This window comes from Okeania sp. SIO3I5 (assembly GCF_010672085.1).
Classification (GTDB): Bacteria; Cyanobacteriota; Cyanobacteriia; order Cyanobacteriales; family Microcoleaceae; genus Trichodesmium.
The window spans coordinates 138,200-153,774 of record NZ_JAAHHT010000017.1; the positions used below are offsets into that span (position 1 = coordinate 138,200).

Genomic DNA, 15,575 nt, shown 5'->3' on the forward strand with positions numbered 1-15,575 from the left:
TCCCCAATAAACCCGGTTTCTGCTGGACTCCCTCCCCACACTTCTCACTCCCTACTCCCTTACTCTCCCATTTCTTACTTATTAATTAAATATCTTAGTTAAAATTATCCCCTTTTAAGGGAAAAAATAATATTTCTTTATATCCATTTCGTTAAGGTTTTAACCAGAGTTAATTATCAATTATCCATTATCAATTATCTATTATCCATTATTGAATGCCTCTTTTCTATAAACAACAGGCAATTCAATCACAAATTCTGTACTGTCCCCTACTACAGAATTACAATAAAAATTTCCCCCATGCTTTTCAACTATAATTTGATAACTCAGGGATAACCCTAAACCAGTCCCTTTTCCCACAGGTTTAGTTGTATAAAAGGGGTCAAATATTCTATTTTTTACTTCTTCTGGTATTCCTATTCCATTATCAATAATATAGATAGATATATAGTCTTTATTTATAACTTTTGTCTGAATTTTGATCTGGGGTTTAATAGAACAAAATTTAGATTTTAATCTTTCCCATGACATTTCTAAAGCATCAATAGCATTAGCCAAAATATTCATAAAAACTTGATTAACTTGACTAGCTAAACATTCGACTAATGGCAAATTACCATACTCTTTAATTATCTTAATTTCTGGATATCCAGGTTTGGGTTTAAGGCGACTTTGCAAAATTACCAGGGTACTATCTATACCTTCGTGAATATTAACTTGTTTTTGGCTAGATTCATCAAGTCGAGAAAAGTTGCGTAAGGATAAAACTATTTCTTGAATTCTTCTACTACCTTCTTCCATAGAATTCAGCAAACTAGGAAAATCTGCTTTAATAAAATCTAGGTCTATTATGTCTTGTCTATCTTGGATTTCATCTACCGGTTCTAGATAATATTGCTGATAAAGGTTGAGTAAATCTAATAAATCTTCTGCATAATCTCTGGCAGGTTTAATGTTGCCATAAATAAAGCTAACAGGGTTGTTAATTTCATGGGCAACCCCGGCAACTAACTGACCTAAACCTACCATTTTTTCATTCTGAATTAATTGAGCTTGAGTTTGTTTTAACTTCTGAAGTGTTTGTTCTAAATCTGTATTTTTTTCTTTTAATTCTTGGGTTCTTTCATCAACTTTTACTTCGAGAATATGATTGTAATTAGATAGTTCCTGATATGAGCAGTTTAACTGTTGAATCATTTGATTGAAACTTTGGGCCAGGAAACCAATTTCGTTTTTAGTTAATACTGGTACTTTTTGAGTTAGATCGCCTTGACTTACTAATTTAGCTGTCTGAGCGATCGCTAAAATTGGTCCTACAATTTGACGGCCTAATAACAACATAGCTACTGCCATTACTAATGCTAATATTAAGCCAATTAGCAAAATTGAACTAGCAAGATGACGAGCCGGTGCAAATGCTTCTGTTTGCTCTATTTCTGCTAATAATGCTAAGTCTTGATATTCCAACCACCGATAAACACCAATGACTGGTACTCCTCTATAATTTTTATACAACCCTTTGCCATTCTTGCCATTAATAGCACTATTAATACCTTGACTTTTAATCCCATTAGGAAATTCATCTGAACCAAATTTTGTGCCTGAAACAAATACATTTTTCCTTGACAAGCTACTACCGATATTACCTACTAAATAAGTTTCGGATGTTTCTCCTAAACCCCCTTTTTTTCTAATTATAGAATCAATTCTTTCTAGGTTAAGGTGAGCAGCTAACATTCCTAATTTATTACCATTTTCATTGAGAATAGGAATAGCAAAGGTAATCATGGGTTGACCTGTTTGAGCAGATCGGTAAAAGTTTGATATTAATTTATCTGTGGGAGACTTTGTTACTTCACTATACTGTACTAGAGGTTTATATTTGCCTACTTTATTAGAATCACTGGAAACTAAAGTTCTACTACTTCTGCTTAAAATAAAAATTTCTTGTAAGCTGCTAATATTAGTAGGAAAAGATGTTAAAGAGGTCTGTAGTGAAGCTTGAGCTGATTTATATTCTGGTGTAGAATTTTTGCTTGTTAATATAATTTTTGCTTGGTTATTAATTTCTGGTAGCTCGGCGATCGCTAAGATATTTTGACGTTGATCTAATACCCAATTATTCAGTTCATTTTCTTTGAGTTTAACAGCAAAGTTCAAGCGATCAAATACTGATTCTTTCAAAGATGTTCGTGCTTGACTAAAAGTCGTATATCCGACAATTGATATTGTCACCAACGACAAGATTAAAAAAGAACCTACAATCTGAATTAGGAGGCTTTTTTTCCAAAAGTACATGATTCAATATCCTTATTTTTTACTTTCTAAAATCATCTTTTAATCTGAGTTTTCCACTGAGAAAATATTTCTTTAATCCTGTTAATAGCTAAATCTGTTGCTTCAGTTGGCGATTTACCTTCAATTAAAATTTGTTGCATCGCTTTTCCCCAAATATTTTCTGAATCTATCTGAGAATAAGCAGGGTTAATTGAATTATTAAATAAACGAATCTGATCTTTAGTAAATTGTTGAGATGCCACAGAAATATGGGGGTCTTTTGTATTCTTCCAAAAGGGGTCTTCCCATAATTGAGGCATAATCGGAAAATAGCGACCTTTTGCACCTTTAATATAAGCTCCTAAATTCTCTGGTTGTACTAAGTATGATAAAAATTCTTTTGCCAATTTGGGATGAGCAGAAGATGTAAAAACTACAAGTTGTTTGACAGATACTAAATATTTAGACTTTGTTCCATTAGGATTATGGGGAAACTCTATAGTTCTCATTTTATTCAAGTAAATTTCTTCATCTTCTTGTTGAGAACCAGGAATTGACATAGTTGGATTAATTGTCATTAAAGTCTTGCGGTTGAGGAAATTAGTATTATTATCTGAATTGATCCAATTAACTGCATTAGGTGGTACATAGCCATTTTTATAAAAGCTTGTATACCAGTCTAAAACTTCAATAATTTTTTGTCTAACTCCTGGTTTATCTATTTGTAATTTGCCCCGTTCATCTACTATTTGTAAATTATTAGCTTCCAATATTTGTTCAAATATAAAGTAAGTATCTGAACCATAAATAGACATAGGCAAACCCAAGGCATAAATATCATCTTGACCTTGTTGACGCAGAACTTTTTGTGCCTTTTGCCAAAACTGCCAAAACTCATCCCACTTTTGAGGTATTTCCTCTCCTAAACCAGCTTGACGAATTAAATCATACCAGTAGTGAACATGAATACCTCGTTGCATTATTGGTACAGCATAATTAGAAAATTTTGACTCAACATTGTTGTACCAATAAACAGACTTCAGCGCAGTATTATTGTATAAATTCTTTACAGGTGCAATTACATCTGAAACATCTAGTAATTTACCCTGCCAAACCCATTGGGGAATTAAAGTATATTCTGCTCTATAAGAAAAAAATATATCAGGTGGTTTACCTGTCGCTAAAGCATCAATAACTACTTGTAAAATGTCATCTGGACTAAAAAATAAAAGTTCAACTTTGTTGTCAGTTTTTTCTTGCCATTCAGTAACAACTTTTTCTAGAGACTGATCTTCTTCTAGATAGTATCCCCGATTCCACCAAATTGTTAGTACTTTCTCTGATTGAGGTTCTTGGAAGGAATTTTGAGTTTGATTTGAGCTACAAGTAAGTAATACTAAACTGAGTATAAATAACGAAATTAAACTAAATAATTTACGTCTCATATAAATTGATATTTGAACAACAGTAATTAGGGAAATAAACTTGGTTTCTCCATACAGCGCTTTTCAGATTGATGACCTCACGTCACAAGCAAAACCCCGTAGGGACGTTCCATGGAACGTCCCTACTGTGGTCTACCGGAATGAAAACTGCTGTAAATCTGAAAAATTATGTTTGCGCAGTATTAAGCAAGAAATGAAATTGATCATTACCAATGGATAATTGATAATGAAAGAATAATACAATTTTTTTCGTATAGACATAAAGCTTTTACCTTCTAGTATAGGTTGTCATTAATAAATTATTATCCATTAATTAAATTATCCATTAATTAAATTAGCTGATAGTTTACTACCATTGAGCAAATATTTCTTGTATTTTAGCAATTGCTTCATCAGTAGCATCTGCTGTTGATAATCCATCAATAATTACCCTTTCAATTGCTTTGCCCCAAACATTTTCTGATAATACTTGAGAGTAAGCAGGATTAACTACATAATTAAATGGTCTAGTTGCACTTTCTTGATATTGTTTAACTGCCACAGAAATATGAGGTTCAGTTTGATCTTGCCAAAATTCATCTAATAATAATTGTGGCATTACTGGGAAATATCTTCCTCCTGAAAGTTTCAGATATTTACCGATGTTTTCTGGGCGAATAAAAAAGGATAAAAAATTCTTAGCTTGCTCCAAATTAGAGGATGATTTAAAAGTAAGTATGTGTTTAACAGATACTAGATATTTTGTTGGTTCTCCATCCGGTTCATCAGGAAATTCAATTGTTTTAATTTGATTCTGATAAATTTCTGTTTCTTGTCGTTGAGAAGCAGGAATTGATAAGGTAGGATTAACTACCATTAACAAATTTTGATTCAGAAAACTAACATTATTATCTACTGCTGCCCATTGAACTGAATCTGGGGGTATATATCCATTTTTATAAAGATTAGTAATCCAATTTAAGACTGTAATTATTCCTTGGCGGACTTTGGGTTTATCTACTAGCAGTTTTCCATTTTTATCTAATAAATTAACATCATAGACTTCTAACATTTGTTCAAATTCATAAAAGTTATCTTCAGAAGCAGCAGACATAGTTAAACCAATGCCATAAATTTCTGATTGATCTTTTTGACGAATTGTCTTTTGAGCATTTTGCCAAAATTGCCAAAACTTATTCCATTCATTAGGTATATCTGAGTTTTTTAAATTAATTTTTTCGAGCAAATCTTGCCAATAATGAATATGTACAGTTTGTTGCTGAATTGGCACTGCATAATAACTACGTTTTTTAGCTACATTATTGTTTAGATAAACAGATGCAAGAGCCGTTTGAGTGTAAAGAGATTTAACAGGTTCAATCACATCAGAAACATCTGCTAATTTGTCTTCCCATGCTAGGCGAGGAGTTATGGCATATTCTATCCTGGGATTATAAACAATATCTGGAGGTTTTCCCATTTTCGTCGCCTCCAAAGTGATGTCTAAATTTTTATCATCGTTTAATAAAAGAAGTTGAGCTGGATAACCACTTTTTTTCTCCCACTGAGCAACTATTTGTTTAATGGCTTCATCTTCTTCAGGATAGAAACCTTTTACCCACCAAATTGTTAATGGAGTTGTTTCTAGTAAAGATGTTTTTTGAGAGTCTAATTTAGCAGATTGATTGGCGCAGGTTACTATAAATAAGCTAACTAAAAAAAAGAGCAATACAAACAATTTTTTGTTCATTTTTTTTGATGAATTATTAGGCTTTTGGTAGAATTTGGCAACAGATAATATGTAAAAAATTAGCCGTCAGCATTCAGCTATTAGCTATGAATTATTAACTTATTTCCGCTCCACCTAATTGTATAGGTTCACAACTAAAGTGAGTCTTTCTTGTGCTCCAATACTCTGGTTAAAAATGTAGTAGAAGTTAAAATAAAGCTGGCTTCATTCATTCAAAAACTGAGAGCTGACTGCTAATAGCTGAATGCTTACGAGAATATACCCCTAAGCAGAAGGCAAAAGGGAAAAGTTGATGACAATAACTTTTTATTTTGTACAAATTTCATAACATATAGTAATCCTATTTCAGTTGTAATATTTTGGTGGTAGGGGCGAACGGCCGTTCGCCCGTACAGGAGTCAGGAGTCAGAATTTTCTAGGTTTTTAGCTCAAATTAAGTATCATAAAAATTCTCACAAATCATTCCGGATTGCTATATTTGTATAGTCTGATAAAGAATAGGGAACAGAAAAGAAAAGTTTGTGAGACAGGAAGGAAAAAATATTTATAGAAGTTTTCACATCGATAAACTACACAGTAAAAAATACAACTTTTTTTGTGGAAGTTCTATGGCATTTCCCTACTATTTTCGTAAGCATTCAGCATATCGCGTATCAGCTATATTACCTTTAAGGAATAAAAAAGCAATTGAGAAATTTCCAAGAATGAGCATGAAAATTTAGTAGAAGTTAAATGAATAAAGCAAGCATTCATTTTTATTGCTGAGAGCTAACCGCTAATAGCTGAATCCTTACCTGTTTTCTAGTATGAAGTAGATGATTTTATTTTAACCATAAAGTTATTTTTGTTAATCCTCCTCCTACAACTAATAGTGGTGTTAACCAATCACCTAATTTTACATATAAAGTCTGAGTATTTCGCCGATAAATTGTGGTTTTATAAGTTTCATAAGTATTAATTTCCGAGCGCCAAATTGTTCTACCGTGGGGGTCTACAATTCCAGAATAACCTGTATTAGTTGCTCGTACTGTCCATCTATCATTTTCTATTGCCCGCATTACATCTTGAGCATGGTGTTGAGCTGGCATTATAGAACTATAATGAGCGTTATTTGCAGCAGTTAAAATAAATTCTCCTCCTGCTAATGTTTGTCTTTGAAATACTTCGGAAAAGGCTGAGTCATAACAAATTCCAACTATGGCTTTGCCAAAGGGTGTATCAAATATTTGGTGTGTTTTTCCTGGTACTAAATGAGCATCTAAAGGTGAGAGTCTATCTATTAGTTTTCCTAGCACTTCATTAAAGGGAATATATTCTCCTAAAGGTACTAATTTTATTTTGTCGTAACGACTGAAAATTTCTCCGGTCTTGTCAATAGTAAATAGACTATTTGTCAAATTATTTTCTTGTTTGCCATAACCACCTACCCAAGCTACTACTCCTTTCTCTAAAATTGCTTTGTAAAAGGAAAGAAATCTACGATTATTTTGATTTGTCCACAAAAAAGGTAAAGCTGTTTCTGGAGTTAATATAGCATCAACATTTTCCTCTGCTAATTTTTTATATCCTTGAGTATAACCTTCTAAAGCAAGATACCAACCTTGGGAGTTTAACTTAATTTCATTAGGAATATTTCCTTGAATAATTCCAACTTTTAAAGCTGCTTCTGCTTCTGAATTTAAAGGAGTATTATATAGACTAAACCCTATGATGTGGAAAAATATTAAAGTTATGATTGCCAGAAAGAATAAGTAAGAAGAAAAAAGTGAGAAAGTAAATTTCACCAATAAATTTAATTGCTCTGAATTATTTGGTTTCTGACAAAATCTAATTTGTTGAAAATTTCCTGGATTTTGCTGTAATTTTGCTTTAATAAAAGCTTCCCCAAATAAAGCATTTACTGTGACAATAGCTGCTGTAATTGTAATTGGTCCTGATAATTGACCAAGGTGTAAAATTGCTAAATTATTAGGACTCTGAGTAAAAGCTAGAGACGTCCACCAAAGATTTCCTAAACTCCAGATTTTTTCCAAGCAACACCATAAAGTTATGCCTAATAAAATTCTGGCAAATGAGGATATTTTATCTGAGAAAGATAGAGGAGTTAAAAATCCAAATAAATAAGCCCAAATAGCAACTAAAATTGCTCCCCAAAGGGTGATGAAAATCCAACAAAATAGAGCGATCGCTACACTAGCTAACCAAGGAATTCCTAACCAAGTCATCGGATGAATTCCGGTTATCCAAAACAAAGCTAAACCGTGATAACCTATCCCCCAAGTTAAACCCAATAAAAATTTATCAAAGGATTTTTTCTGTTGAATTACTAATATCCAGAGAGGAGCTAAAGCTACCCATCCAAGAAATGATGCACCTATTGGTGCTGTTGTCATTCCCATTAAAATGCCACTAATAAATGTTATAAATAAGCTCATTTCAGTTATCAGTTATCAGTTATTCGTTAACAGTATTTTCTACTTCAGTACGCTGCTTTAAATAGTGATTTTTCTTGGAAATAGGAAGTAGAATTGAAAGATTGATCAAAAATTTGAAGTTATTCCGATATTATATCAAGTCCGGTAGCATCGGTATAAATAAAGCAGAGAAACCGGGTTTATATAAATGCCCATTATATTGACATCTATACCCCCATAAACCCGGTTTCTTATAACACTTTCATTGCCAACGGATTTGATATTAGCTATTCTAAATTGGTTGTAAAATTTTATTGTAGGGGTTTGGTTTCCAAAACCCTTTATTATTTAGGGTTTGCTGATTAATTCTCGCGCTTATTGATATATGAAGACTTTAATCTTTTTTTAGTCGAAAAAATTACCAGGTAAAGAATCTAATATAGAATCCGGGTAATTAGTTATCGTATTACTGAGGAGTAAGAAGGTAGGGACGTATCGCTGCGCGACATGTAACGCATTTTTGTTATGCAACGTCCCTACGGAGTAAGAAAGGATTTGAATAGCATAAATTTTTAAATTCCTACTCATGCTTAACATTTGTAAGTTGAGGCAGTAATTTTGCGATTACTGTATAACCGGATTTTATATAAAACGCTCAAAAAGTTAGTATTTTTGACAAACAAAGGCAAAAAAATTACTCCCCTACTCCCCTACTCCCCTACTCCCCCACTCCTTAAAAAAGACTTTTTCAGCAAACCTAAATAAGGTTTGGAGACCAAACCCCTACATTTTTTTCACATATAAGTCTACTTTTTTTAAATTAATCTTCTTCCTTATTTTGTTGATATTTACATTGTTTTTTTGCAAATTTTGTAAGTCTTGTAAGCATTGATAAATTTCTGTAGCACTTAATATTTTTGTCTTGTGAATATTAATTTATTGCACTAAGAATAAGGAAGAATAAATAAGGAAAGAGGATGAATAAAACTCCATAAATCATACTTATACGAAATCCAGTTATTATCGGGTAGTTACTTCAATGTTTAAATCTTTAATCAGGCAAGGGTATTAATCCAGCAAAAGACTAATGTCAAGCTAGTAGTTGTGCCTTAGCACAAAAGATGTATCTGAGCGCTAAAACACAACTACAAACAAATATTTATTCTTCTTCCATACCTTCTTCTGTTTCTGCTACTTCTTCTTCCATCTCTTCCTCTGTATCTACTACTTCTTCTTCTGTTATTTCTTCTTCTTCTATTTCTATTGTCTCTTCATTTTCCGTTGCCGGAACTAAAGCAACTTCTGCTATAGCATCTGCATCATCAAGTCTTTGTACCCTGACCCCTGTAGCACTACGAGATTGAATAGAAATAGCATCAATTGCTTGACGAATAATAATTCCTTTTGCAGTAATTATCATCAATTCTTCTGCCTCATTTACTACTCGTAAAGCAGCTACTTGGTCTTGTTTCTTTTTCTTCTGTTTAAACTTAGTAGCAATGCGACCTTTTCCACCTCGGTTTTGTAGAGTAAATTGAGAAACTGGTACTCGTTTTCCATAACCATTTATAGTAATTACTAATACCCAAGGTCCAATATCGTTAGTGGTAGAAGTTTCATCAGTTTCTCCCTCTTCTATTTCCTCAGTTTCTATTTCTAACTCTTCCTCTTCTAGTTCTAAATTTTCTTCATCTATATCAGCAATTTTTTCCACTATTGAACTGGGTAAAATATCCATACTAATTAACTCGTCGTCTTTGATAAGTTTCATAGATTTTACTCCTCTAGTGTTTCGACCTAAAGGACGCAATTGTTTATCATCTGTTCTAAAGTGAATTGCCATACCAGAACTAGAACCAATAATCACACTATCGTCAACTCTAGCTCTCCTTACCCATCTTAAACTATCGCCTTCGGCAAGAGAAATAGCAATTAATCCATTAGAGCGAATATTAGAAAATGCGGATAAAGCTGTTTTTTTGATATATCCACCCTTAGTCAACATGACTAAATATTCGTCATCGGTAAATTCGGAAACAGGTACAATAGAAGTAACTTTTTCATCTCTAGGAATTGGTAACATTTGTACTATTGGTACTCCCCGCGCGACGCGAGAACCAATAGGAATTTGATAAGCATTTAGACAGTAAACAACACCCCTTTGACTAAAGAACAAAATACTATCATGGTCATAACAACTGAGAAAATGTTCGACTACATCATCTTCTTTCATTTTAGTGCCAGATTTACCACGAGTTGCCCGACTTTGAGCCTCAAAAGAATTAATTGGCATCCGTTTAATATAGCCTTGTTCTGTTAATAAAATAATTGCTTTTTCATTGGCAATTAAATCTGTATCATCTAGCTCTCCTTCTGCTAATTCAATCACAGTTCGTCTGGGAGTTGCATGACGTTCTTTAATTTCTAAAGCTTCAGTTTCGATGATTTCTAAAATCCGTTCCCGTTTAGCTAATATATCTTGCAAGTCAGCAATTCTTAGCAGTAATTCTTCATGTTCTTTTTCAATTTTTTGCGCTTCTAATGCCGTTAATCTTCTCAACTGCATTTGTAAAATTGCATCGGATTGAACTTCAGATAAACCATAATTTTCCATTAACTCTTGTTTAGCAGTAGGAGTATCAGCAGCACTTCTAATTAATTGAATAATTTCATCTAAGTTATCTAAAGCAATTAGTAAACCCTGTAATAAATGGTCTCTTTCTTCTGCCTTTCGCAGCTCATATTCGGTTCTCCTGGTAATAGTTTCTACCCGAAATTCTAGGAAAACTTCCAGATATTTTTTCAGAGTTAATAACTGGGGTTCCGAATTTACCAATCCTAAAATATTAGCTCCGAAATTTGCTTGTAGGGGAGTTTGTTTGTAGAGATTATTCAGTACAACTCTCGGATAAGCATCTCGTTTCAATTCGATAACAATGCGCATTCCAGTCCGATCGCTCTCATCCCGGATATCAGAAATACCTTCAATTTTTTTGTCATTAACCAGTTCCGCAATTTTTTCAATTAATGCTGCTTTGTTCGTTTGGTATGGTAACTCAGTGACAATAATAGCTTCCTTGTCAGGACGACCCCGTTGTTCAATAGTTTCTATGTTAGCGACACCCCGCATGGTGATGGAACCGCGACCGAGGGTGTAAGCATCCCTAATCCCCGACTTACCTAGTATTTGAGCACCTGTCGGAAAATCAGGACCCGGAATAAGTTGCATTAATTCGTTCTCATTGATTTCTGAATTGTGAATTAGTGCCACCAAACCATCAATTAACTCTCCCAAATTATGGGGAGGAATATTAGTTGCCATCCCCACGGCAATTCCAGAAGAACCGTTCAGGAATAGTTGGGGAACGCGAGAAGGAAGTACCAACGGTTCCTGTTGAGAACCATCAAAGTTATCAGCAAAATCTACCGTTTCCGAGTCAATATCCCGCAACATAGCATCAGTAGTTAGCAGTTGCAGACGACATTCCGTGTAACGCATCGCAGCAGGGGGGTCATTGTCTACAGAACCAAAATTACCGTGACCTTGAATAAGAGGCGATCGCATCGAAAAATCTTGCGCCATTCGTACCAAAGCATCATACACTGCCGTATCGCCGTGGGGGTGGTATTTACCCAGCACCTCTCCAACTACACGAGCGCATTTTCGGAAAGGGCGATCTGGAGTCAAACCTAATTCGTGCATAGCATAAAGTATCCGACGATGCACAGGTTTGAGACCATCTTTAGCATCTGGCAACGCCCTACCTACGATTACACTCATGGCGTATTCCAGGTATGATTGGGACATTTCGTTGCGCAGATCGGTTGGTACAATTCGCGACTCAGCAGTAGTCATATAATGAAAAACTCCATTAAATTTATAATTCACTAGCAACAAACCAAAAAAAATCGGATTTCCTCCAATTAACTTCGGTATAATTAAAAAATTATGCTGTTTATATCTAAAATTATAGCACGTTTTGTTTAAAGATTTGCCTAAAATCAATCCGATATAGGAAGATATTTTTAGTTGGATGAAAAGTTCAAATATTGGTATAATTTTAGTTAAAATTTTGAGTCAATTGGACAACCTCTAATCTTTATATTTGTAATATGGTTTCTGTTATTTACTCCGATGAATTTCTCGAACACAAAACTGGTATACGACACCCAGAACGACCAGAACGTTTAACTGCTATTGTCGAAACTCTCAAAGCTTTTCCTTTTGAAAATGGCCAACTCCAATGGGAGTCACCTACTCCGGTAGAACAGCGCAATCCATCATTGAAGAAACTGCTAAGAAAAGTTCATTCTCGTACTCAGATTGGATTAGTAGCAGGAATAGCTAAACAAGGTGGTGGTTATCTAGATGGGGATACACCAGTTTCTGCTAAAAGTTATGATGTGGCATTGTTAGCAGTAAGTGCTTGGTTAGATGGGGTTGATTTAGTGTTAGCAAATGGGAAACCTGCTTTTGTCTTGGCAAGACCTCCCGGACATCATGCTGAAAGTGAACGGAGTATGGGATTTTGCTTGTTTTCCAATGCAGCGATCGCCGCTCATTACGCCCTAGAAAAACCAGACATTAACAAAGTTGCCATTCTCGACTGGGATGTACATCATGGTAATGGCACTCAGGAAATTGTAGAAACTAATGAAAATATAGTCTACTGTTCTCTGCATCAATCTCCCTGTTATCCAGGAACAGGATCTGCTAACGAACGTGGTGCGTACAATAATGTACTAAATATACCTATGTCACCAGGTAGCACAATGGCTATTTATCAACCTATTTTCGAGGAAAAAGTCATACCCTTTTTAGCTAACTTTCAACCAGATTTATTAATTGTTAGTGCTGGTTATGATGCTAACCATGACGATCCATTAGCAGGTATTTCTTTACAACCAAAAGACTATGGATTATTTACAAAATATTGTTTGCAAATAACCCGCAAAATATTATTTGGTCTAGAAGGAGGTTATGACTTACCTAGTTTATCTCAGTCAGTATTAGCAACAATTGAAGCTTGTCTGTAAATCTGTTCAATAATTAATAATTATTAATTACCTCTCCCTTTTTTTGCTCTGCTTTATCAACATCTTTATTAACATAAAACTTGACAAAAATGAGAAGTTATGTGGAGGTAGTTTGAGTGGCTTTTTCATCAGAAAAGTGTATTGAAAAATACGTTTTTTTGAAGATTATTACTCCCCACACCTCCCCATCCTCCCCATTCTCCCCACCCTCCCCACAAGGTTTTCAGGAGTTCCTTATAAGGGATAGCTTTTAGGGAGAGGTAAGGCTAAAAAAAAAATTCTGTTTTCTCCATGAATGGAGAGGCTTTATACCTTGATTTTTCGGTAAATCGTCAAAAAAATCTTCACATTTTTAATTCAGAACAATTACTAACTAAATTATTACTTAAATTAGTCTATTTACAGCAATTTCGGAGGCACGTGAGGTACAAAATTTCATTTAGTAATTTTAGTAACACAAGCATCTTGCTTCTTACAGACAAGATGCCTGAACTGCAAAGATAGAAATTAATCCTTAAAAGTGCTGTAATTGCCAAATTATTAATCATAAAAATGTAAGTTTTAGTTAGTAATTTTTTAATTTATGCAAATTGTAAATATAGCTGAGAAAGAGTTGCTTAGGACATGGACTGATGATGAACCTTAGACTGGGAAATGTTTTTCTAACTGTTCCCTGTTCCCTGTTCCCTGTTCCCTGCTATAATACAAAAATAAAAGATTTATACAAACATTTTTACTTTCTATATGGAAAAAGATGTGAAAACTTGTAGCTGACAATTTGCGAACTATGGAAAAGTTGGGAATTTCAAGCATGATGGAGGCGATCAGAGATTAATGCATGACTTTTGCCTTTTGACTTTTACAGCAATGCATGAGGATACTGACTTACAGTTGGTAACACAGGCACCTTGCCTGTAAAAAGATTGGTAACACAGGCATCTTGCCTGTAACAAGCAGGATGCTTGTGTTACCAAAACTATTAACCGGCTTCCAGTAACAAAATTTTGTACCTCACGCGCCTCCGAAATTGCTGTAAGATCAAATCCGCTTGGCAACGGAAGCGTTATCAGAAACAGGGTGTGTAGGAGATTACAGCGCTTTTCAGACGAGTGAACCACATCGTCATAACCAAAACCTTGTGAGGGCAAATACCATTTGCCCCTACTGTGGTTTATCAATTTGAAAAGCGCTGTAATGTCAGCAATTGTAGGGCATTTGATACTTTTCCCGGTTTCTCTGCTTTTTGATATCGATACTACCGGATTTGATATAACTTGGACGTAGAGATTTAATATAGCACTACGCATTACAGCGGTTTTCATTTCAGTAGACCACAGTAGGGACCTTCCATGGAACGTCCCTACGGGGTTTTGGTTGTGACGATGTGGTTCATCAATCCGAAAAGCGCTGTAAGGTTAGGATATTTCTAATACCATGTCCGGATAATTAGTGATAAAACCATTTCTTTCTCCTGGTACATTCTTTTCTCCTGTCTCCTGTCTCCTGTCTCCTGACTCCTCCATTTTTATTTATAAGTATTCAACCGGACATGATATAAATCCTGTTTGCGGAGCATTTCCCTATAAGAAAAAGCCTTTAAAAGTCTGCTGTTCCCAGTTAAATCTTCCCAGTTAAATGTTCCCTAGCGCTATACCAGTGACAAACATCACCAAGCAACACAAATACACTCACATCGAACCTATGATATTAACTAGAAATTCAATTGATAACAATCATTAACTAACTATTACTCAAATCACTCCGTATAATTACAAAAACCCTAATAATAAAAGTATCAGATCGAATCCGCTTGCTTTGGATTTCGGAGATTCTCAAAGAGGCCAAAATTCCCAAGCAAGGTTTGGTCAGCAAAACCGAACCTTGACAGGAATTGAATTATAGCAATACTACCGGATTTGATATCAGCTTTAGTTAATCATTAGTTAATAACTTATATGAGCTTACTCAATATGCAACCAACCAAAAATGTACTTGAAAAAGTATTCAGTAAAGTGATGTCCTCCAATGTTATTACTAGCGATGAACGCCAACAGATTCGCCGTGTATTATTGACTGGTTATCTAGATGATGATGAATATGCTATTATGAAAAAGTTGGTTGATCGTGTTAGCCGTGGAACGGTAAAATTTGTTGAATGAAATTGACCTACTTCTATACTATGCTGAGTACCATTTCAGTTATCAGTTATCAGCACCTTTGTCTGCCTGAAGTTGGAGAATTGAAACCTTATTTTTTGGCCAATTCAAGAATAAACAATTACAATATTCAGGTACAACTCTAGATATACTCATAACTATCGTATCAGCAGTTTTAATAGAGAACCTTCAAACAAGTCATACTTCCTCTTTTGCCTGTTACCTTTTGCCTCAGCTAACTTTATGTGATGTTTTACAACCGGATTTAATACCGATGACATACATCACTAACAAACACAGATACACTCACATTAAAACTTATGATCTTAACTACAAACCAATGGGAAAGGGTTTGATATCTAGTCCAGATAATTAGTTATGGGAAAACTTCTGCCTTTTAACTTGACTCCTTCCCTTGTGCCTTCTGCCCTCTGCCTTCGCTTCACAGATATGATAAGTATTTAACCGGATTCTATATTACAAGCTCTTTGTGTCCAACCTGAGTTGGAAGCGATAT

Annotated in this window: 7 protein-coding genes; 2 read left to right on the forward strand and 5 right to left on the reverse strand. The window is 34.5% G+C overall.

Features of this window, described 5'->3' with window-relative positions; translation table 11 throughout:
- Nucleotides 1-201: 201 nt before the first annotated feature.
- From F6K40_RS06400 to gyrA, 5 genes are all read right to left on the reverse strand, one after another.
- Entirely contained in the window at nt 202-2,298 is a 2,097-nt protein-coding gene (locus tag F6K40_RS06400) for an ATP-binding protein (protein ID WP_293132977.1), read from the reverse strand.
- Between the two features lie 32 nt (nt 2,299-2,330).
- A complete protein-coding gene (locus F6K40_RS06405) occupies nt 2,331-3,722 on the reverse strand; it encodes an ABC transporter substrate-binding protein (protein WP_293132980.1) in 1,392 nt (463 codons plus the stop codon).
- Between the two features lie 349 nt (nt 3,723-4,071).
- Nucleotides 4,072-5,451: an ABC transporter substrate-binding protein gene (locus tag F6K40_RS06410; RefSeq protein ID WP_293132983.1), complete on the reverse strand. Its 1,380-nt coding sequence runs from the start codon at nt 5,449-5,451 to the stop codon at nt 4,072-4,074.
- Between the two features lie 821 nt (nt 5,452-6,272).
- Nucleotides 6,273-7,886, reverse strand: a complete 1,614-nt coding sequence (lnt, locus tag F6K40_RS06415; RefSeq protein WP_293132986.1) for an apolipoprotein N-acyltransferase — start codon at nt 7,884-7,886, stop codon at nt 6,273-6,275.
- A 1,138-nt stretch (nt 7,887-9,024) separates the two neighbouring features.
- Nucleotides 9,025-11,721, reverse strand: a complete 2,697-nt coding sequence (gene gyrA, locus F6K40_RS06420) for a DNA topoisomerase (ATP-hydrolyzing) subunit A (RefSeq protein ID WP_293132989.1) — start codon at nt 11,719-11,721, stop codon at nt 9,025-9,027.
- A 257-nt stretch (nt 11,722-11,978) separates the two neighbouring features.
- On the opposite strand from gyrA, the gene F6K40_RS06425 reads away from it, so the two are divergent.
- Both F6K40_RS06425 and F6K40_RS06430 read left to right on the forward strand, forming a co-directional pair.
- On the forward strand, nt 11,979-12,902 hold the full coding sequence (locus F6K40_RS06425) for a histone deacetylase family protein (protein WP_293132992.1): 924 nt from the start codon (nt 11,979-11,981) through the stop codon (nt 12,900-12,902).
- Between the two features lie 2,015 nt (nt 12,903-14,917).
- Nucleotides 14,918-15,061 carry a hypothetical protein gene (locus F6K40_RS06430; RefSeq protein WP_293132995.1) on the forward strand — a complete coding sequence of 48 codons (144 nt, stop codon included), beginning with the start codon at nt 14,918-14,920 and terminating at the stop codon, nt 15,059-15,061.
- Nucleotides 15,062-15,575 lie beyond the last annotated feature (514 nt).

Bases quoted from the DNA above. Each gene is read 5' to 3' on its own strand.
- F6K40_RS06400 (WP_293132977.1), bottom strand. From the start codon at position 2,298: ATGTACTTTTGGAAAAAAAGCCTCCTAATTCAGATTGTAGGTTCTTTT.
- F6K40_RS06405 (WP_293132980.1), bottom strand. From the start codon at position 3,722: ATGAGACGTAAATTATTTAGTTTAATTTCGTTATTTATACTCAGTTTA.
- F6K40_RS06410 (WP_293132983.1), bottom strand. From the start codon at position 5,451: ATGAACAAAAAATTGTTTGTATTGCTCTTTTTTTTAGTTAGCTTATTT.
- lnt (WP_293132986.1), bottom strand. From the start codon at position 7,886: ATGAGCTTATTTATAACATTTATTAGTGGCATTTTAATGGGAATGACA.
- gyrA (WP_293132989.1), bottom strand. From the start codon at position 11,721: ATGACTACTGCTGAGTCGCGAATTGTACCAACCGATCTGCGCAACGAA.
- F6K40_RS06425 (WP_293132992.1), top strand. From the start codon at position 11,979: ATGGTTTCTGTTATTTACTCCGATGAATTTCTCGAACACAAAACTGGT.
- F6K40_RS06430 (WP_293132995.1), top strand. From the start codon at position 14,918: ATGTCCTCCAATGTTATTACTAGCGATGAACGCCAACAGATTCGCCGT.